Annotated in this window: 10 protein-coding genes; 1 reads left to right on the forward strand and 9 read right to left on the reverse strand. The window is 59.1% G+C overall.

Translation table 11 applies throughout. The annotated features are described in order from the left end of the window. The first annotated feature begins 309 nt into the window (after positions 1-309). Positions 310-1,194, forward strand: a complete 885-nt coding sequence (locus G6N27_RS20385) for an HNH endonuclease (protein ID WP_163779552.1) — start codon at positions 310-312, stop codon at positions 1,192-1,194. On the opposite strand, the gene G6N27_RS20390 is transcribed toward G6N27_RS20385, so the two are convergent. From G6N27_RS20390 to G6N27_RS20430, 9 genes are all read right to left on the reverse strand, one after another. Further along, complete coding sequence (locus G6N27_RS20390) at positions 1,191-1,619, reverse strand: very short patch repair endonuclease (protein WP_163779554.1); 429 nt, start codon at positions 1,617-1,619, stop codon at positions 1,191-1,193. The genes G6N27_RS20385 and G6N27_RS20390 overlap by 4 nt on opposite strands. Continuing rightward, the gene (locus G6N27_RS20395; protein WP_232064704.1) at positions 1,600-2,769 is read right to left on the reverse strand and encodes a DNA cytosine methyltransferase; all 1,170 of its coding nucleotides are present in this window, start codon (positions 2,767-2,769) and stop codon (positions 1,600-1,602) included. Before G6N27_RS20395 ends, G6N27_RS20390 begins: the two co-directional genes overlap by 20 nt. After that, positions 2,766-3,479, reverse strand: a complete 714-nt coding sequence (drmC, locus tag G6N27_RS20400; RefSeq protein WP_163779556.1) for a DISARM system phospholipase D-like protein DrmC — start codon at positions 3,477-3,479, stop codon at positions 2,766-2,768. The genes G6N27_RS20395 and drmC overlap by 4 nt, the downstream gene beginning before the upstream one ends. Beyond that, positions 3,476-5,545: a DUF1998 domain-containing protein gene (gene drmB, locus G6N27_RS20405; protein ID WP_163779559.1), complete on the reverse strand. Its 2,070-nt coding sequence runs from the start codon at positions 5,543-5,545 to the stop codon at positions 3,476-3,478. The genes drmC and drmB overlap by 4 nt, the downstream gene beginning before the upstream one ends. Continuing rightward, positions 5,542-9,213, reverse strand: a complete 3,672-nt coding sequence (gene drmA, locus G6N27_RS20410; RefSeq protein WP_163779561.1) for a DISARM system helicase DrmA — start codon at positions 9,211-9,213, stop codon at positions 5,542-5,544. Before drmA ends, drmB begins: the two co-directional genes overlap by 4 nt. Further along, entirely contained in the window at positions 9,210-13,241 is a 4,032-nt protein-coding gene (locus G6N27_RS20415; RefSeq protein ID WP_163779563.1) for an Eco57I restriction-modification methylase domain-containing protein, read from the reverse strand. The genes drmA and G6N27_RS20415 overlap by 4 nt, the downstream gene beginning before the upstream one ends. Next, on the reverse strand, positions 13,238-16,570 hold the full coding sequence (drmD, locus tag G6N27_RS20420; protein ID WP_232064706.1) for a DISARM system SNF2-like helicase DrmD: 3,333 nt from the start codon (positions 16,568-16,570) through the stop codon (positions 13,238-13,240). The genes G6N27_RS20415 and drmD overlap by 4 nt, the downstream gene beginning before the upstream one ends. A gap of 370 nt (positions 16,571-16,940) precedes the next feature. Further along, on the reverse strand, positions 16,941-17,360 hold the full coding sequence (locus G6N27_RS20425; RefSeq protein WP_163779567.1) for a hypothetical protein: 420 nt from the start codon (positions 17,358-17,360) through the stop codon (positions 16,941-16,943). Between the two features lie 242 nt (positions 17,361-17,602). Next, positions 17,603-21,358 (reverse strand): ATP-dependent DNA helicase, encoded by a 3,756-nt coding sequence (locus tag G6N27_RS20430; protein ID WP_163779570.1) that lies wholly within the window; start codon positions 21,356-21,358, stop codon positions 17,603-17,605. Positions 21,359-21,360 lie beyond the last annotated feature (2 nt).

The raw sequence follows: 21,360 nt of genomic DNA on the forward strand, positions 1-21,360 counted from the left end.
GCACGGTGAGCAGTTAAGACGGCTAGTCGCCGCTCAGGCGTGACCAACAGCCTGCGCGTGAACGGATGGACCGCCAAGACATCCTTGCCTGCTCGTCAGAACACTCACGGGGTTGGGGCGAGGTACGCGGTCCAATGCGCACGTCTTGGGAGAGAGATCGCTGACCGCAAGGTTTGCTGCATATGGAGTTGCGAAAAGACAACCCATTCAAGTCGAAGGCACGTTGCACAGAGTCCGTGCTCGGAGCGGAATAGTCGCTCGATTCGCAAAGCGATCAGTTCTCCTTGCGATGCATGAAAAACTGTGGGAGTGGATAGTGCGGCCGAACTTCATTTACGCGAACTCATCTTCAGCCAGCTAGCCGAGCTCGTTTCGGAATATGGCGTTGTCACGCGAAAGCAGCTGGACGCTCTGCAAGTCGGTGGCGAAACCCGTCGCATCATCGACCGCAGTAAAGGCATCTGGAATCCCAGGGACCTTCTCGCCACGTTGTCAGTCGTTTCAAGCCCAGACGGCGGATACTCCGACGCCCACGTCGGCGAATCGCTGTTCGCGTATGACTACCAAAGGGACACGACGGCTGGCGACAACGTGAAGATGCGCAGGGCATTAGAACTGAGACTGCCGATCATCTTGCTTCGCAAGATCAAAGACGGCGTCTACGTTCCTATCTTTCCTGCTTACGTCATCGCTGACGACGCCGCTAACCACCGCTTCATGATTGCGTTGGACGCGAGCCTCCAGTCAGTAGCTGATCCACTTCATCTGGAGCCGATCGAGCGCGTCTACGCAGAGCGGGTTATGAAGCAACGCCTGCACCAGCCCGAGTTTCGAGGTCGGGTGATGTATGCCTACGAACAACGCTGCACCGTATGCACTTTGAAGCATGGCAAGCTTTTGGATGCCGCTCACATCATAGGAGATGCTGAGGTCCATGGCGTTCCTTCAGTCGATAACGGCCTCAGTCTCTGCAAGATTCACCACGCGGCATACGATGCGAATCTTCTTGGCATCTCACCAGATTATGTCGTGCGTATCAACGGCGAGCTGATGGAGGAGACTGACGGGCCGATGCTTCTGCACGGACTGCAAGAGATGGACGGACGCGGGCTTACGCTACCCAAGCGGCGAGCAGACAGGCCCTCGAAAGACCGCCTTGCCGAGCGGTTCGAAATGTTCAAGAACGTGAGTTAACCGGCTTGCGTCTGCTCGAGCGCCCGTCGGACTTGGGCAACGGCCTCGTCCACCGTTTCGTGTTCCCAGATTCGAACTACTGTCCAGCCAAGATCGCTCAGCGCGACACTATTTCGCGCATCTCTCTTGACGTTTGCGTCGAGTTTCTCACGCCACCAATCAGCGTTGTTCTTGGGTGATGTTGCGTGCAGAGGGCAGCCGTGCCAGAAACAGCCGTCGACGAACACAATTACTTTCCGCTTAGTGAACACGAGATCGCCTCGACAGCGCAGTGACTTTTCGGGGCGGTAGTCGACCCGGTAGCGATAACCCATGCGATGCAGAGCCTTACGTGTTCTGAGCTCGAGCTCGGTGTCCCGTCGGAGCTGCGACTGCATCCGCCGACGGATTGAGTCATCCAGAGGTTCAGGCTTTTCGGAAGGCATCTATATGAGCATCGAGCGCTTGGATGAATCCGGCACGGCTTTGCAGCCTGCTCGCCTTCAAGCGTGTTGCGAATCCTGTTGTTGCGCCAATACTCAACGGAACCGCCCCGTACTTATCCATGACCGCCGCCAGCGACGCCCTAGGCGCGATCTTCAGGGGGCGCTCGCTGAGTGTCCAGGCTTCGCGCACTCCTCTCACATTTGCTGCCGCCTTTGGCCAGCTCTTGCGGTCGTCGAAGGACCTTCGCTCAACGTCTACTGACTTGCCCGGATCGACCAATCTGCTGCCGATCCACTCTGCGACAGGAACGGTCACGGCGTTGCCAACGAGCTTCCATCGCTCGCCTTCGCGATTTACCGCATCGGTCCACCCGGACGGAAACCCTTGCAACCGCTCACCGGCAGCGATCGAGGGTTTCACGATCGCATCACCAACGCTGCGCTCGTGAAGCCATACGCCTGGGGGAGAAGCGATTCCGAGCTTCGATCCGCCCTTGAGCGTCGGGGTGACGCCTTCGCCCCATCCGAGTCCTCTGTTGCCTTCGGTCCAATAGAAGCCGTACGCGCGGTGGATTGGGCGAACTGGAGCTAGCGTGGCGTTATCCGCAAACAAGACGGTTCGAGGGTCCTCAGTGCGTGAAGCGACAAGGTATGTGCGGCGACGTCGCTGTCTCACTCCAAAGTACTGAGAATCCACCGTTCGGTATGCCCAGTTCCATCGGTGGTCCTCAAGCCATCGAACGATGAAACGGATTGCCGCTCCCTGGTGTAACGCGAGGAGGTTGGGCACGTTCTCGAGCACGAGCCAGCTCGGTCCGCGCTTGGTGGCGAGTCGGAAAACCTCGCGGATCAAACCTGACTCAGCCCCATCGATCCCAGCCGTGCGCCCGACCTGACTGAGATCAGTACACGGGAATCCGGCAGTGACGACGTCGCATCTGGGTAGCGCGGGCAAGTCCCGAATGTCTCCTAGAATGTCTGAGTCAAAACGCCGCTGAAGCACCCGGGCCGCGGGTTCCCAGTTCTCACACATCACATCCGTGGTGATTCCAGACTGCGCCAACCCCGCCTCGAAGCCGCCGATGCCTGAGAACAATCCGACCGCGCGCATACAAGAATCCTCGAGCATTTCCGTCGAAACTTCAATCACGTCTTGAAGTCGATCAAAATGCCATGCGCGTGAAGGTTTTCGAGATGCTCGCGGATACCCGTGGCGATAAGCGCATCCTGACTGAACATGCCGCACTCAAGGCTCCGCATCGCCGCCGCAGTCGAGAAGTTTGCACTAGTGACAAACGAGCACCTGTCGTCTACTGCGATCAGCTTGGAGTGCTGAATCGCCCACTGGCCACCTGCGGGCTCGGCCAACGTCCAAATACGCGCGCCGTCGAGCCTCTGCGCAATCAGCGCGGCGGCATCGGCTCTCTCCTTGACATCAACGACGACAGTCACGGTGACGCCTCGGTCTAGAGCGTTGCGGAGGGCAGCCAGGTGCGGCGAATCCTTACCTGCCGAATACGTTGCAGCGTGTATGTGCGTGGTTGCATCGTTGATCATGTCGAGAGCGGCGAGCGTTGTGTGGCCGGTCGATCCCGGGATAGAGGGCGAAGTCCACACAACTACTGGACGATGAACCTTTGGGACCGCGGCGATACCGTCGAGTACTGCCGCGACTAGTGCTGCATCGGTGTCGCGAGAGATCAACTGCTTCAGCAATCGTTCGACTTCGGAACGATGGGCGGGGTAAGCACGTTTGGCCGCAACGTGTGGCATTTTGACCTGACGCAGAGCGGCAGCGATCGACTTGGCTTCTTCGGCGCTGAGGAGCTCACCAAGCCGTGCGATCTCTCCGGTGCTCATGACAGAATCGAAAGCGCCCCTAGGAGACCGGGAGTCTGCACTTCCGGGTCGGTCGGCAGCCCGAGCAGCAACCGGCGATCAAGGAAGCGGTTCGTTCGCTCGCAGCTTGTCTCACTCAGGAAGAGGCAGAAGTGGCACGCGGCGCCATGCAGGAATTCCTCCTTCCCTTTTGGGGCGCGATGCGAGCAGATGGGATCTGATGAGCATCGCTGTCCGCGACGAACTGCGTCCCTGAAGAGTTTCTCGAGTTTTGCGGGCCGCGCAAGCTCAACAAGACCGCCTAGCGTCCCTTCACCGTCGGAAGCGGTAGTACAGATCAATAATCCTGCTGCTGGCGCATACTCATCGCTCGCCTGCCAGGCGTAGATCCGCTCCGTCAAGCTGGCACTCCCGTAGCCGCTCAACATCGCAGCTTCGCGAATGAGCAAGTGTGACAACGAATGTATGGCCCAGTAGCGTGGAGGGGGGAAACGTGAATCCGGATCGATGTCATCCGCGGTCTTACTCGTTCGCCGGCGAAAATTGATTCTGTGCGCTTCTCGGAATGCAGTCCACACCTGGAGGTCGACTACCTCCTCCTCCCACGCAGCGACGCACGACTCATCGAACTGCAGAAAGATTCCCTCGCCTCTATCCTCGGTAGCCGGTACCCACGTTGGCTTGCCGTTAACGCAAAGAGGTGCAACGCGAGTCGCCGCATCATCAATGCGGTCAAGTGCATCGATCCTTGTGAACCCCAGAAACGCGTTGACTTTCTTGAGCCGTTCGACCGCGGCGACTGCTGTCAGAACCGGCTCCAGCGGCGGAGGTACATCTCGGCGCAGAGCGCGAAAGTCGCGAGAACCGCTGAGACGGGTGTACTTGGCTTCATCACTCAGGACCGCCCACTCCGGGGCGAGAATCGCACGCGGGTCTGAAGGTGGCTCTCGGGTTTCGCGTGTCGCCCTGGCGGCGGTATCGCGCGCAATCTGCACTGCCTCCCAGAGGAGTTCATCAGGTACACCATCGAAGTCTTCTGTATTCGCAAGTAACGCGGCGTAGTTGCGCCACATCTTGATGTCATCCACGCTCTTGGGCATGTCCAGATCGCTTTTCTGCAACGTGCGCAGCAAAGGAACCAGATCCTTGGCCGACTTGACCTCCTCACGAGGCAGGGCCAGGAGCCCGAGCGTCGAGGCAAACCATTGATTGGCCGCGCCGAGCATCATCAATCGACCGCGCTGTCCGCATTTGTAGAATGCGTCGAGGTGCGGATGCCGGCCCCTACACATCGGAAGTTTCTCTGCCGCCTTCGGGCCGACAGCCTCCAGCATGCCGCGGCTCTGTTGGCAAGACAAGCAGTGGATTTGCACGTCAGGACCGATATTGCTCTTCCATTCCCGCATCCGAAGGGTGGGAAAGGGGCTACCTGACGGACAAGATGCCCCGCGGTGAACCCAAGCGTCGTAAGGGAACTCATCGAGATGCCCATTGACACACGCGATCAGGTAGCGAGCCGGCAGCGCTACCGCTCTGAACGGCTTCTTCCTGCCCTCGAACCCTTTGCACTTGTCATGGAAGAATTCGGCGCGGTCTGGCCGATACTTTACGACGTTGCGATAGACGAACAGTTCGTGCGACACTGGCGCCAGTCGACCACATCCCGTGCACCGCAGCCATTGCGGGAAGATTCTCGACGGGATGCCAAGATCGATAGCTGAACCGGCTGACCATCCTTTCTCTTCCGGTGCCCATGGTGGCTTGCGGAGTTCGACGACTTGGCTGCCCAGATGGGCTCGGGTCAGTTCCAGCAGTCTGGGTTCTGCGATCGTGTCAGCACCGCCGGCCCGACGGGCGTAAACTCGCTCCCACGCGTCGGTGCCCGAGGGCATTACGGCGAAGTGAGGTAAGTCGACAGTCGCACCAATGCCATTGGTGTACAACATCGCTGACGGTCGTATCGAGCCAACTCGCGCATAGTTTTTCGACGTCTTCGCCTCGACGTCGGTGATGGGGTCAAGTGTCTCAGAGCCCACCGCTACGGGTTGTGCCTCCTCGATCACTCCCAGGTCGGTAGCCTCGGTCATTTCTTGTCACTTTCGGCAGGTACGTCCCATTGCGGGAAACTGGACTTCTCCCTGAATGCAAGGTTTTCAGCGGTCGGGCTGACCAACAGGTTGATCTCCGGTTGTACTTCTCGCATCGAGTTCGCCACCACGAATATTTGATCGGTCGGCTTGATCAACATGGATTCGGGGCTGATCAACAGCGGCCATGCGGTCTTGTTTTGAGGAACCCGCTCATAGTAGAGAGCTCCCTTTGCCTCATCGGCCTTGCCGTACCAGCGGTCCTGCCGCTGAACGAGTTTGAGTCTCAGCTTTTCCGCTACGTCCGCGTCTTCTACGGCCGGCATAGCTCTTGCGGTGATCTGTTCAATGAGGTCTGCGACCTTGGCCATCGAACCTAGAATCTGGCCCGCGCCGGCCTCGGGTGACATCCCAGCAGCCGACCGTGCTTGCGCAACGCGGGCAACGCTGACCAGCACACCCATGAGGCCGCGCTCCATCGCGGTGTCGGAATAGGGTGTGACGCTGAGGGCTTCGACTTGGGCGTAGAAGGTCTCGTGGTAGTGCCGAAACTGTTCGAAGTGTGCCATGTCGCGAGGCCTTGCCCAGTTGGCCAATGCCAGCACGAGTCCGGGCTTCAAAGCGTCTCGGCCGACTCGGGACGAGGCCTGAATGTACTCGGCGGTGTTCTTGGGTTGGCCGACGACGAGCATGAGGCCAAGGCGCGGGACGTCGACGCCGACCTGAAGCATCGAGGTGGCTAGAACGAAATCGTAAGGCTTGGTTCCCCATTCGGGCTCTCGCTTGCCGGCGGCGCGCGCGGCATCGCGCTCTTTGAAGAACTCCTTGCGACCTGAAGTACTCCAGCGCGCGGTAAATGGCAGCGAGAGTTTGTCAAGTGTCGCCGAGATTTCTTCTGACGAGATTCGTGATGTTAGTTCGCCAATCTCAAGCCTTTCTAGATCGTTTGTTCGTGGGGGGAATGGTTCTGTTCTACCCGTGACGCGCGTCGTGACGTCGTCATCGAGGTAGCGTCGCATACCGGCTAGTTCGCGGGTAGCCGAAAAGTACGCCACCGTAGTCATATAGGGATCGGCGGCAGTCGGGTCTCCGCCCGACTCGTCAAATAGCTTTTGACCGGCAAGCAGCAAGATCTCCGAGACTCGGATCTCCGCTAGCGTCAACCGAATTCCGTGGGCGCATACCCCGAGATACTTTCGGCCCGGAGCTTCGTCAGAGACAGGTACTTCTTTCGAGAAGTAAGTGTCCCGGACATCAAGCACCTGTGGGGGGAACATGTCCACTCCGCGCCCGTACAGCGCCTGTATCTGATTTTCTGCGTTCCGCACTGTCGCGGTGGAGGCGACGATCAGGGGGCGAATCGTCCCAGTGCCGCGCCGATAGGAACACAACAAGTCGACCGCATTCTCGAACAGTCCCACCGCGGTTCCCAGGGAGCCCGTGATCAGGTGAAGTTCGTCTTGGATGATCAAGTCCGGCGGACGAAGTCGATTGACGGGTTGAACCGTGACCTTTGGGTAATAGTTGCGACCACCGTTGACTGCATTGTGCGATGCCCCCTTGCAAGAGCCGGCACTGTCAGGATGCCGGTACCCGTGTCGGGGACACCACTCGCTGACGTAGCCGAACAGGCTCGCGGCGGGTCCTTCGCGTGTCAGGCGGGCAAATTTATCGACCGTCGCGAGAAGGAAAGTCGGTGGATTGCGATAGATTTCGTCATCGACGGTGAGGATCGGCAATGCTCCAGTCGCATCACCATCGCTGCTAAACGGGCAATCTCCCAGGCGATCGCCGCAATACACGGCGATGCGCTCGGTCGGGGCGACGACTCCGAGGTCGCGCTTCGGGTCTATCTTGGTACCGCACCATGGACATCGCTGAAGTTGAAGGACCGTGAGGCCGAATGCTTTGCTTGTATCTGATCGAGCCTCTTCCACTTGAGACTTGGCATCAGCGAAACGCTTGGGGCTGACTGAGGTTCCGACCCACAGCCCAATCGAAAACGGCTTGTCACCCCAGGTCGATTCGTCTTCTTGACGGATGAGCTCAGCGGCGCAGACCAACGCGGCTGCTCGTTGAAATTGCTGCGAGGTTAGCAGACGCAGCGTGTAGCGCATGAGTACGGCGACGCCGTCGCCGCCATTCAGAGCACCGTCGTGAGTGTCCAGGGTGCCTTGGAGTCGGCGGATCGCGAACGTGTAGGCGGCCAATCCGAGATAGGCCTCGGTCTTGCCGCCACCGGTGGGGAAGAACAGCAGCTCGACATTGGCCGCGTCGCCGCTGCGGAATGGGTGCGCAGGTTCGGTGAGTGCTGGGATCTGAAGCAGGACGAAGGCCAGTTGGAATGGGCGCCAGGATGCGGCAGCATCGCCTTGCGCTTCGATAGCGCTCAATGCGTCATCGACGGATTCGGAATCATTGGCGGCGCGGCGAATGGCGACCTGGCTGCGGGTGCGCTGATCGCGCATAGCCCGATTCATGAAGCGGAACGCCTGCAACGCTTGAGGATTTGAAGTCAGATAATCGACGCCTTCTCGTAGCCGGGCGGCCGAGAGCTCAGCCTCGGCGATCGCGTCATCGGCCGGCCCCTGCAGGTGGTCTGGCAGCTGTTTCGCAACGCTTCGTTGTTTCTCAAGCCACTCAAGGTAACCGTTGATCAGTGGTGCAAAAGCGTCCTCGACCTCCCCTGCCTGGAGTTCGGCCAGCTCACGCATCGATGTGACCGCATCGCCAGCTGAGCCGGGCCTAGTTTGAGGTATATCCGCCGTTGGTAACCAGTTTGTCTCGACGCTAGCGGCTCGACGGATGCCGTTACCGTTTACGTCAGTCGGCTCGATCCAGCTGACGGAAGTGGTTCGTCCGACCGCGAATTCGAGCCGATGCCGGTATTGCAGGTCCAACCGTTGTCGTTCTTCGTCGAGTTCGTCATAGCCCTCCTGTAGTACATCACGGGTTGGCAGAAAGACTGCTTCGCCGCTGTTCGCCTCAACCTGGAGTTTGGTCTGGAACAACCAGTCGCCTGGTGGCGCATTCATGTCAGTGACTTTGTCGTTCGACAGCGCGAGCTCGACGATTACGCGATCATCGCGAGGGAACAGTTCGACCCGTAACGTTACCGACTCCTCAAGTGAGATGGGCTCCAGCGCGACGTGTTTGTCGTACCCGCGAACATCGACCTCGACGACTTTCTCAACCGGAACGCGACGGGACCACTGGACCTTTCGCCCGTCGTTGTCTTCGTGACGGAAGGTCTCGTATCGTCCCCAGCTTGCCTTGACTGCAAGCAGGCTGCAGTCAAGCGCGACTTGAAAGCGGAGGCCCATCGAAGACGGATGTGTGAGGGCACCTTTCGGGCCTTCGTCACGGTCTTCTTCATCGTCGGCAGCGCCGGCTTCCTCGTCCGTATTCACCAACACGCCGCGTTGCTCCGCGTGCTCCGCGTCCGCGTCGGTAATCGCCAGTCCGGTGTCATTTGGATCTCCAGACTCCGAGACGCGGTCAGCAAGCATCGAGGGATCGACCGTTACCGGCGCGAGTGCGCCCACTGTGTACGCGGCGCGAGGTGTTCCCTTGATCTCTTCCTCGGTGCCGCCCCGAGGTCCTAGAAGCTCCAGCTCGATGAGAGCGAGTAAGTCACCGCGAACGATGGTCGACGGCCCAGCGATCATGCGAACAGATCCTCCTGTTCGCGCGACAATCTATCGCTAGGAGCGTCTGCTCGTAAAAGGTTCTCGTTCAATAGCCGGTCGAGCATTTCAACGCGAACGGCTGGAGGAAATGTAAAGCGTTCCATCTGGCGGTAACTATAAAATCCATGCGCTAGGTCCACGTCTCGCCATCCATATGCGCAGGTAACCTGCCTATCGAGTTCGGCATGAATCTGCCTCAAGCGCGATATGTCATCGTCTGCGGTGATAGCGGCACTGTTCACCAGGCGGTACAAGTCAGTAAGCCCGAGCCGACGGCCAAGCATGATCTGCCGTCTCTCGGAATCCAACCGCCTTCCGATGCTCTCAAGCTCGCTTGTGACTTGAGGGCGTGGAAAGGTCTCAAACACATCAGTGGAGGTGTAGCGCGGATCGTTACGCATTCCCGAGCCATACTTGATTGCCCACAATTGGTGGAGTGTAGATGAAAGCACTGCCTGTTGACCGAATGAATCCGTAGCAAACACAACAAGCGCTCCGCTTGGCACTAGGCTAGTTGGCACACGAACTGGCATGATCGTTCTGCTTACCCGCGCTATAACGAGCATTCCATCAAGTTCGGTAATAGCCTTCATTAGTCCTTGACGCTGATCGCCGTACTGCCACCACTTCTGTGGCAGCGGGCGCCGCAACACATAGCTCCCATCTTGCCTTGTGCGCTGGCGTTCGGGCTTAACCTCGGCCACAGCGCGCAAGAAAGGTAATTCGTATGCAGCGGCCTCCAGCTCGCTGCGGTTGCCAAAATTGATAACCCAGCGCGAAGCCGAGCAATCGGGGCGCGAATTGAGATCGTCACCGTTGAGGTATGGAAACAGTACGTCCGAATTACGGGAGTCGACAGCAATCCACTGCTGAGCCAGGGTGGCCTCGACCACGAATCCTTGCCCGTGAGGCTCGCAGCCATTTGATGTCATGCCGCGGTTTTCTTTGAGCCGTCGTGGCTGGCCTTCTACGCCGCCATATGGCTCAAGGAGAGTCGATATACTCCTCACGGGGTTCTCGTCGCAAATTGCACGGACGCCTGCAGGTAGGTTGCCATGTATCCCCCAGACCGCAGCATACTCGAGATTTGCGCTCGCAGCTGGCCAACTTCGACTTTGAATCGCGCGGAATATAGTGAAGCCAAGCTTTACCATTCTGTCCAGCCCGACCTCTCGTGTGTCTCCTTGCGCTATCGTATTTGTCGCAATTAAGCCGAGCGATCCGCGCTTGCGCAGAAGTGCGTAAGCGCGCAAGAAGAAGTAAGCGACTAAATCGGTCCGGCCACCACTACGCGAATGCGCAACGCAGTTTGCCAGCCACTCCCGGAAGTTTGGCCCCATTGCGCTAGAGATCTTCATGCCACCGAGAAAAGGTGGGTTGCCAATGATAGCGTCGAAACCGCTGTGTTCCATGACGTCGGGGACCTCGATGGCCCAGTGCAATGGCTGCCATCGTTGGTAATCGGTGTCAACTGTGGGGGTCAGCCCATTGGTGATGATGGCGTCGAGCTTTTGCCGATTGCCGTCTGACCTGTTGCTTGGGAAAGCTTCGGCGAGGGCCCATTCCAGCGACTTGTAAGCATCCTCCAGCTGAGCGCATGGTTTTCCACCGAAAGCGAGGCCGGCAGCGACGATGCCGTCTGCCATGAGCCGTAGTTGTGCGGTTACCTCATCGGCCTGTTGCAGCAACCGGACCTTCCCGGCCGTCGAGCGTTGCGGATCGTTCTCGTCGATCGGTGAGGCCAGTTCGTGTCGCAGTCGTACGGCGTCTAAGAGGACGGCGTCGACATCGACGAAGGGCTGCAGGAACTTCCGCTTCTTTTCGGGATCGATGTGTAGATGGCGCAGCTGGTCTAGCGTCGTGACTCCGAGAAGCGAGTTGCCGCAGAAGATCTTGTCGTCGACGAAGGAGAACGGCTTGAATTTGTCGAGAGAGACTAGCCACAGCGAGAGCTTGCACATCTCGACAGCCATGGGATTGATGTCGGCTCCGTAGAGGCACCGAGCCACCACTTCACGAATGGCTCGCTCTTCGGTCAGCGCGGGATTGGCAAACTCGGCCTTACTGAGCATTTTTTCTTCCGTCCAAGCCTCGGTGACTCTTTTGGCGAGGAACCGTGCGGCGGCCACTAGGAATGCTCCAGAACCCGCGGCGATGTCGGCGACCTTGAGATCCAGAAGCGCTGTGCTGGACTTCAACTTCCACGCGTCGGCGTCGTTGCTTTGCAACGGTCCAGGTTCGTAAACGACAGGCTCGAGCGCGTACTTGACCACTTCTTCGGCTAACGAGCGGGGCGTGTAGTGGGCGCCGGCATTGCGCCGCGACGGAGTTTCCACGACCACAAGTCCGCCCGGAGGAATGACCAGCGGAATGCCGCGCAGGTCGCGACGAATCACGTTGCCCCATTGGATGAGTCGATCAAGCAATGCCGCATCGTACCCTGCGATCGGTGTGAGTAGGCGACGTAGCTCGGCGTCGTCGATCTTTGCGTCGATCAATTTTTTCAGCTGAGCGGCCGTCTTCGTCGACGCTGCAGGCTGATTATTTTTGACCCACTCGATCAGCTTCTTTGCAAACGCCTCGGCGCTGGAGCTGTTTTCGCGCAGCTGGTCGAGCTCGGCCAAGGCTATCTCGGGTTCTTGGCCATCCCTGCCGACCAGCCCAATCACGACATCGTCGGTCACCGTCGTGCACGAATACCCAAGTAGGCCTTCGTAGATGTAGCCGATTTGTTCAACGTCGATGTCGTGGAACGAAATTCGCCTGGCCTCTCCTCCGACGCTGGCCTCCTGCACGGATTCCAGCACGTGCAGCATCACCCGATCGGAGACCTGCACCCGCAGGCCACGTGGATCGGTCGCGCTCAACCAGGGAAAGCGTGCGGGGTCTAGTAGCGAGCCGCCGTAGGCAGGCATGCGCATCTCGTCGTAATTCACACCGCGATACAGTGCGTCGCTGACTGCTAGTAGCCGGTACCAAGCGTCGTGGGATCCGTCGAGGTGCTCTTCGCCATCGGCGGCTTGCTGCTTGAGATCATCGAGTAGACCGCGGACGGCGTAGGAATCCCAGTAGAGTCGCTCGCTCGGGAGCATTCCGCGTTCCTCGGCAAACAGCAGGAACACGACCCGCATCATGACGGTAACCGCGGCCTGATAGACCTCATCCGGGGTCTCGGCCAGCGGGTCTACATCGCCGTTCTCCACTGCGGACAAACGGGTTTCAGAAAATGCCTGCACCAGAAGCTCGACTGAGCGTCGCACCTGCATTCCCAGCGCTTCGGTGATTTCTTCCGCTTCGAGCTCGCTGCGTGCCAGCAACTGCGGCAGCCGGTGATCGGGGTTCTTGGCGCGAAGAACTCGCTGATCGATCAGGGTCAGGAATGCATCGCGCAACAGCGGCTCTTCACCCCAGGTGACCGCGTCGACGATGCCCGACCCCGTCGTCTTTCCTTCCCCGGCCCACACGATCGCCCACCACCGTCCGTCGGTGACAAGCCCTATCGAGACACCCGATTTCCGCAAAAGTGCAGCCATGCGGTCGATTTCGGAGGCTGCCCACCCGTCAAGCCCTGGTCCGCGCAGGTCTTCACTCGGGGTCACGACCCGCAACAGCGCCGCCAGTTCACCGCTCTCTCGGCCCCGCAGCCCGCCATCTGCTCGGATGATGATTTGCTCACCCGGCGAATGCGTCTCGAACTCGCCGGGTAATTCGTCTGCGCTCACGCGCAGACCGTCCCAAGCGGCGAGCTGATCGAGAATGATGTCAACCCATGCTTTCGCAACTTCGGCATACTGGTCCCGCTTCTCAACCGACCGTTGGTCGTAGGCGCGCAACCACGCTGTGAAGCCCTGCTTGAACGACACCAATCGGTCATCGGCGTCGCCCATACGATCAACTCCGCTAGGCCAAAATGCCTTCACCACAGGCAAAGACAAAAACGGACCATCGACATCGAACTGTCGTAACCAGCCATAGTCCGGTCCAGCATGGTGACGAGGCTTGCTCATCGGATGCTCACCTGACCCTTCTCGACATCCCTGGGCGACAACGCAAATAGGACAGCCGCATGGAAAGTTCGAGGTTCTATATCCAGATAGCGTGCATCCACAGCTGCCAACTCCTGCTCCCGCTCATCAGCCAATGCATCCACACGCGCGCGGATTTGGCGCAGATCGCGCTCGCTCTGCCGGCGCTCGTCGTCGAACAGCGCCAGCTGTGATTCGATCTCTTGCGCTTCGGCTAGAGCCGACACTAGCGTCGCGCCGAATCTGTCGAAGATTGCAGTGACGCGGTCGCGATCGGTCGTTCTCCGGGCCTCCAGCAGGGATTCGACGGCGCGCCGGCGGCGCTCGACCCTTTCGGCGACTGCCTGCGCCACCCGCGCTCGAAGCCCATCGGGCTTGCCGTCGTTCCAAGCTTCCTCAAGTTGATCCTGGACCTGGGATGGCAGAGCTTCGAAGGTCGTTAGATCAAGGGCCTTCTCCAGCAGGTCTTCAGCCCGCTGCTCACCGACTGCCTGGCGACGGCTCAGCCGAGTGCCCGCCAAGAACACTTCCTCATGCAGGCGGACGCCCGCTTGTCCAATGAGTACAAGCCGCGTGACCGCCGCAGCGAATGATTCCTCCAATCCGGGGACCACGACCGCGGTCACGCGTTCCAGCGATCGCTCGCCGCCCCACAGTGCGGCTCTCAATCTTCGTGTGGCGCGCTGAAGTAGTGGACTGCCGAGATGCATGTAGACGACGTCGGGATCATCCACGAGCACCTGGGAATCGAACGCGATAGATCGAAGATGCTCGCGATCGAGCGCAGTCGTCAGCCCACGAGTGACTTGCTCCCAGGAGCTGCCGAGCGCTGGAAGCCGAAACACTGGAACATTGGTGCGATCCGAGCCCACCTCGTCGATCGGTGGTAAGCGGTCGAGCTCGAATGCGACGTCGACGACACGTTGAAGGTTCGCAGGCCTGAGATGCAGCGTTTCTCGGCTTTCGGCAATTTCCTGTGCAAGTTGTGTCAGCCCAGCACTGACGTCACGGCCACCGGCGAGCATCCGGCCAATTGGGCTCTTCTCCGCTTGAGGTTTCGACGTCGGTGCGTTGATGCCGGCGAGTTGACGCTGCAAATCAGGTGCGATGATCTCGTTGGCCGACCCCAGGTCGGCCATGATCTGAGCGACTTTCTTTGCTACCCGTGCAAGTAGGTCAACATCCTGCGCAAGTTCAGAATTCGCATTTTCCGATACGAAGTGACGGATGTCCGGATCGTGCGTCTGTCCGTAGCGGTCGACACGGCCGATACGTTGCTCCAGCCGGTTCGGGTTGAATGGGATGTCGTAGTTGACGAGTCGATAGCAATAGTCCTGAAGGTCGATGCCCTCGCCGGCGGCGTCGGTCGCCAGGAGGACCCGGAGCTTTTCTCGCGAGGGGTCGGTATTGAATCGTGCCCGTATCACCTCACGCTCATCCGAGTCCGTCGATCCGTCGATGACTGCCACGCGGTCCGATTCGTATCCTCGCTGCCGCAGGATCTCGTGTATCCACTCAAGAGTGTCGACGTACTCAGTGAAGATGACAACGCGTTCGTTGAGCCAGAGACCATCGCTCGTCTTCGCGTTTGCCTCAACGTATTCGATGAGGGCCTTGAGTTTGGAGTCGGGCCGCGCTTCGTAGCTGTGGCCCCAGTCGCGCAGATACTGTAGGTCGGTCTTGTCTTCATCGTTCAGCGGGGGAAGTGCGTTCTTGGTCAGCTGAAGCGTTTGCGTTTCAGGCTGTTCGACGCGGCCTTCTTCGAGCTCGTCGGCGTCCATGCCGAGGATTTCGTCGTACTCGGCCTCGAAGTCGACTGCGAGGCCACGCATCCGGGTGTCGCGGTAGACGTCAATCGTCCGAGCAAACGCGACCGGACTGGAGAAGAATCGCTTTTTCAGCAGCAGAGTAGCCATGTCCTTCGCCGCATTCGCACTGCCCTTCGTCGCTTTGTCGCGCCGTGTGGTAAAGGCGATCAGGCGGTCGTAGGCGGATGCTTCGTCAGAGGACGGTGTGAAGCGAAGTTCTTTGACCTTTCGATTTTTGAACTGCCCCGGGAGGTCCTTTTTGAGCCGGCGGACGGCCACGTCCTTGAGAGCCTGCTCGTCCAGAAACTTGCCTCGAACAAATCGCTGCGGATCGATCATCTCGAGGAGTGCTGTGAATGACTCGGTGTATCCGTTGTGTGGGGTGGCCGACAGGAAGAGGCGGTGTTCGGAGCGTTCGGCTAGGTCGCGGACTGCCCGAGTGCGTTGCGAGTCAACGGCATAACCTTTGCGCAATCCCGCCTTGTCCGTCCTCGTCGGTGCGCTCGGTGCAACATGATGAGCCTCGTCTACGACCAGGATGTCGAACGCGAATCGTGATGCGGTCCCACGCGATTTCGTGATGAGTGCGTCACGTAGCTGTCGCTGCGCCCGGGGGCCGGGCAGCCATGCCATCGATACGATGATGCGGGGAAATAGAGTGAACGGATTGGCATGAACTCCGTAGCTCCGTCTGACGTCTTTCATTGTTTCCGAGTTGACAATCCTGAATTCCAAGCCGAATTTGTCGCGCATCTCGTCCTGCCACTTCACACAAAGGCCGGCGGGGCAGACGACGATCACCGTTCGTGCGCGGTGACGGAGAAGTAGTTCCTGGATCACCATCCCTGCCTCGATGGTCTTGCCGAGGCCGACATCGTCAGCGAGCAATAGGTTGGCGCGTGGCGCGCTGAGCGCACGCATGAGCGGGTCGAGTTGATAGGGCTCGACCTTCGCCCCCGAACGGAATGGAGCTTGAACAGTTTTCACGTCCGCGCTAGTCACCGCACCCCATCGGAGTGCATCGATGAAGGCGGCGAGCCGTTCCGGTGGGTCGAACTTGCTGGCGTCAATGTGAGTTGGCAGGTCTTGGGGCGGCCTCAAGCTGCGACCAGGCTCTAGTTCCCAGACAACGCGTAGCTCGTCGCCGAGGCGATCGTCTTCGACAGACTGCAGCGTCACCGCGTGTTGAAGTTGCCTGACTGCGTCGTCATGCGCACTCCGGGGGAGGCTCTGCTGGTGGACGTCAGTGACTGCCCAGTTGGCGCCCCGGACGCTCACGATCTGGCCGATTTCGGGTACGGCGGTCGAAAACGGGCTCAGCTGTTCCGTGGAGGGTGTTTCATCTTGCGAAGTTTCATCTTTCGACTGCGCTGAACTGACTAGCACTTTACCTCCAGATCTTTGTGGCAGTGGCGTCGCCACTTTGGATTTGACGTCGTTTGGCGGACAGTCGCGGCTGTCGTTGTGGTCGACCTCACCGAATTTGATGAACTCATCGAGCAAAACATCACGGAGGCCCCTCGTGTTTCGGAGGCTTCGGAGGTATTCGAGTTGTGCTCTTCGATTGGAGATCTGCCCAGGCTCACGCCGTCTGTTGCGCAGTGCTCGAACGACCGTGGTGCGTGATTGTTTGTTGCTGCCCAACCATACTTCTCGCAACGCAGGCCACGCCTCGCGAACGAACTCGTCCTTCGGTCGCGCTCCGTAGATCTGAGTCGAGGGCGTCGGCAGCGTCCTCGCCGCCCTGACCAGCTGATCGAAGAGTCGACAAAGTAGGACCCCCGGCAGGTTCGACCAACGGAATTTGTACCTAGGCACGGCTTGGTTACCGTTCGCAGTTTCGCATAAATCCCCACCTAGCTTGCGCCTCGTCTTAACCTAATCCTGCGGCCAACGTTTCGCGGGCCTTCTTCGAATGAGCCAGCGGCAGGCGAGCGCACGAGCCGTCACGAACGGAGATCAGTTGATCGGCGAGATTGCAGGAGCCGCCACGGCAGTTGGAGTTTTCATCGCGGCTGCAGGCCTGTTCGCTCAGACGCGCGCGCGTAAATTCGGCCTCGCTCAGGTCTACATCAAGCGTTACTGGGAAGTGGCCGAGCTTTTCGTGGAAGACGATCGTCTGCGCCACGACTCCACGTATGCGCGCCGATACCTCCGGCTCCGTGAGGACGAATTCGACGCAGCCCGGTTGGGATGGGTTGACATAGCAGTGTGGCGGGCGTGGCACGAAGGCATCCGGTCGCAGGTAAAGACGGAACGCTTTGAAGTCGACAAGTATGGACAGCTCAAGCATTGTACCGAACGGAACGACCATGAGGCAGCCAAGTGTCCTGGTCTCGGAAAGATCAGTTGTAGGCGAAGGCTCTCGTGGCGATTCGAAAGCCTTTTCGGCAGTTGATTTTTCGTGACCATGCGGACCTCTGAGCCGACTTATGGGCGGCGAAGATCTGCCGGGAACAATTTCGTTGCGACGGCGATGTCTATTGCAAGCAAATGCGCGATCCGCATGGGCTGGCGCGCGACAGTCGAGGTATTTCACGAAGGCCGCGCCACCTTGCTGCCTTGACGCGGCTTTCCAGTCGCCGCGGTAGTGCCTAATATCGCCCGTGCCATCTCCGTCCATGCCGGCGTATCAACGCCTTTCGCGTCATCAGTCCACACCAAAAGTCCGTTCGGCCCTTCTTTGATCTCAGCGAGCGGACGCCCCTCTGAGTCCAGAGCAGGGGGGATGCCGTTACGGCGATACCATTCGAGCTTCTCGTCCCACCGCTTCGCGTAGGACGGTTGATTCATCTTTCCAAGGTGCTCCCAATAGACCGGTACTCCTGATGGCCGGCTGATCGTGAAGTCGGGGCGGCACCACCTTCCGTCGTCGCCTTTGAGAAGCACTTCGTACCGCCACCGTCCGGGAACGACCTTTTCGAGGATGTCCGCGACGATCACCTCGTTCTTACTGCGGACCATTTCTCCATTGATGGCGACGTGAATCAAGTTGCTATCGAAAGGTTGTGGGACGCCGTCGACTTCGATCACTGTCGGAGAGGACGCAACAAAGAGGTCGGTTAGTCGTCGGGCCGTTTCTGAATACCTTGGGTGAGCCAGCTCCACCAGTTCCTCGACTGATCCGTCATGAAGGATCACCACCCGGTTTCGCTGCCTGGTGAGAGCGGTATACAGCAGCTCGCGAGACACGCGAGCGCGTTTGGGCAGCACGAGGATCGTGGTCTCGAACTCCGAACCTTGCGACTTGTGAACGGTCACGGCCCATGCCAACTCTAGTGGCGGATCTTCCTGCGAACTCGGCCAGTAGCCGTAGGTTGCACCGATCTGAGACGAGAACTCGACATTTGCAGGCATGCGAGGCGTGTTGGACCATCGGCCGACTACTACGCCGATTTCGCCGTTTGCAACGTAATCTAGTCCTGATTCCTTGGGGAAGGCTTTCGCTCGAGAGTTGTTCTGCGTTTGCATGACCTTGTCGCCGCGGACAATCTGCTCCGGTCCCAACGGTTTTGGATTCCGCCATCCCTTGTATCTGAAAGCGAGGGCGAGATCGTGCGTTCGCAGTTTTCTTTTGATGTGGCGGTTGATCTCGACGGTACCGAACGCGCGCGATCTGAAAGGGCTCAGTATTTGCCAGCGTTCAACCCCTTCACCGGCCCCACCCTTGCCTGTCACCCAGTTGAGGTATTTGCCGTCTTCGGACAGTTTACCGCCGTAACTGAGCTTGAAAGCGGTCTCGAGGTCCGAATGCTTAGACCAGTCAACGACCTCGTTGAGGACCTCGTCGACTGATGTGACGATGTCTCCTTTGCTCCACGGTCGGTATTCGACTTGCTCCGAAGTGGTTCCAGCTCGCAAACGCTCCCACACAGAGTCCGCGCCCGCTCCTACTTCGCCGTCGCCAAACCACTGCGCGAGCAGGACATCATCCCGACCGTCACCACCCTGTCGGCGCGAAACGGTCAGTTCGACATATGAGGGGCCGACGTGCGCAGCGGTATCGAACGATTCGGGTCGTAGACGGTTGACCAGGTCCACGAAGGGGCGACCTGCGCCGATCGGGGGCAGTTGCCGGGGGTCGCCGACGAGCACCAACCTCTGAACGTTGCCCAAGGCCGATAGCGTCGCCGCAAGCATCTCTTCCGTCAGCATCGACGCTTCGTCGATCACAACCAAGCCAGCGTCCTGGGCGAACTTGGAATCTACTTGACGGTAGAGGTCCCGATCTGGGTCAAAGCCACCCTTCTTGACGAGAAATGATGCCAGCGTTCGTGCTTCGCGCCCCACCTTCGTTCTCATTTGCACTGCGGCCTTGCCCGTGGGAGCCAGCAGCAATACACCTTTGTTGGAGATCTCTGGCAGATCGGCCAATGCCTTGAGCAATGTGGTTTTACCAGTGCCGGCTGGGCCGACGAGGACTGAAATGCGCGAACGAAATAACTCGACGAGGCCGGCTGCCTTCTCCGCCCGAGCCGCTTCTTCGTCCTCGTCGAGCGCGGAGCCATGGCCGCCGGCTTTCAGCGTGATGTCGATCTGCTTGCGTGGATCGAAGTTGAATGGGAACGTCGACGCCTCGAACCGCGGCTCTGTCCACTCGAGAATCTTGCGCTTAGCTTCTATCAGCTCAGCTAGTTTGTAAGCAGGCTGATCTTTTCCAAGCTTTGCTCCGTAGAACGGAGACCAGAGGTCTGCAGACTCGAGATTTTCTGCGTCGAGCTTCAGCCCCTTGAGTAGAGCAGGCGAAAGAGTAACCGGATCAACGATATCCATGCCTTTGATCCGATCGATCACGTCAGATGCAGCGACGATAGTGTCGCCGCTAGTTGCAGCCATCCTCAAGACGTCGGTCATCAATGCTCGGACGCGGCGCCAGTCGCGGTGGTCCGTAATTCGGCACTCCGGGGGAACCTGCGACGCCCACCGGGCGTGCGCCGATGGAAACAGTGCGCGGTCAACAGTCCGAAGCCCGATTTGCTGCAGGTCCGAGTACGTGCATACTGCTGCGAGATACGGATCGTCAAGCAGATCAACGGCTTCGAGACCGCCTGCCGACTTGCCAGACATGATCATCGCAATCTGATCTGGCCGCACGTCCATCGTGGATAGCAGTTTGTACACGGTTCGTACGCGAGGGTCGGTGTGGGTCCACTCGAGACCGACCGACGGCGAGATCATCCCTCGGAGCGCTTCGGGCCAAGTGGTGCTATCGGCAAAGCCATCGTCCAGTACCTGCCAGGGCTCCTTGCGCGACTGAGTCAGTTCGCGTGCAACGACATGGGCATGCCGGACTTGCAGGTGCGCTAACACTGCGGCCAAACCTGGCACGGGTCCTCGCTCATCCCAGAGCCGGTGCATTTGTCTGTCGATCCACGATAAAGCGGAGGCTGGCACCTCGATGCCCAAATTCTGCATGCCCTCGGCTGCGGATCGCAGCGATGCAAGCGCGTCGATAGCGAGATCACTGCTGACATGCTCTGTCACGAAGGAAAATTCGGTATTGCGTCCTTCCGGCACCCATGCAAGTGCAGGCGAAACATCGACACCCTGGTCCATCAGCTCGACTAGTTTCTGATAGGGGAGCAGTACACCCTGCTGCTGGTCGGCGCGCAGTGAATGCACGACTTTCGTTTCCCACATCGAGGAGTCAAACGGCTGATCGCCGGATTGATTCCAGAACCCGGGGTACGCGATGGACTCGATCATCGCAGCGCCTACCAGTAGCCGGTCAGTCCGATCATCTTGCAGCGGAGAGTGTTTGAGGTAGACGAAAACCAGACTGGAGCCGACCAGGACGGGTTCGAAGAACGAACGAATCACTGATTGTTGATTGCGGCCATCCATGATCCACGTTGGCTTCTTGAGCCCGAGCACCTGACCCACGCGCGCCTCAGCGTCCGGGTCGTAATCACCGCGCCAGTTCGGCCACAAATCTTTTTCGAATGATTCGCGAGCCATCCACCTAAACGGAACAGCCTCAAATGAGTACGGCGGCATGCTGAGAACCGTAGGCTCGAGGTGTCCCTTGAGCGCCGGGTATGTCCCATACGGGTGAACTTTCGTCACCTGATACCCATTCGGTGACATGAAGGTCCCTCGCTCGCTCAAGCAAGGAATCGCATTCAGCGTCCCGATGTCTTGGAGCGCGTGAGCGACTTCGTAATCGTCATCGCGCTTCGCGCCGATGTTCTTCAGGAGAAGACATGACGAGTTGTCCAGCGGGTGCGCGCAAAGACGGTCGTCCCACGGCTGGTCGCGCCAAGGTACTCGCATCGACAAATGTGTGACCATTT

The organism is Mycobacterium cookii, from assembly GCF_010727945.1.
GTDB lineage: Bacteria > Actinomycetota > Actinomycetes > Mycobacteriales > Mycobacteriaceae > Mycobacterium > Mycobacterium cookii.

Bases quoted from the DNA above. Each gene is read 5' to 3' on its own strand.
- G6N27_RS20415 (WP_163779563.1), bottom strand. From the start codon at position 13,241: ATGAGCAAGCCTCGTCACCATGCTGGACCGGACTATGGCTGGTTACGA.
- G6N27_RS20425 (WP_163779567.1), bottom strand. From the start codon at position 17,360: ATGCTTGAGCTGTCCATACTTGTCGACTTCAAAGCGTTCCGTCTTTAC.
- G6N27_RS20390 (WP_163779554.1), bottom strand. From the start codon at position 1,619: ATGCCTTCCGAAAAGCCTGAACCTCTGGATGACTCAATCCGTCGGCGG.
- drmA (WP_163779561.1), bottom strand. From the start codon at position 9,213: ATGATCGCTGGGCCGTCGACCATCGTTCGCGGTGACTTACTCGCTCTC.
- drmC (WP_163779556.1), bottom strand. From the start codon at position 3,479: ATGAGCACCGGAGAGATCGCACGGCTTGGTGAGCTCCTCAGCGCCGAA.
- drmB (WP_163779559.1), bottom strand. From the start codon at position 5,545: ATGACCGAGGCTACCGACCTGGGAGTGATCGAGGAGGCACAACCCGTA.
- G6N27_RS20430 (WP_163779570.1), bottom strand. From the start codon at position 21,358: ATGGTCACACATTTGTCGATGCGAGTACCTTGGCGCGACCAGCCGTGG.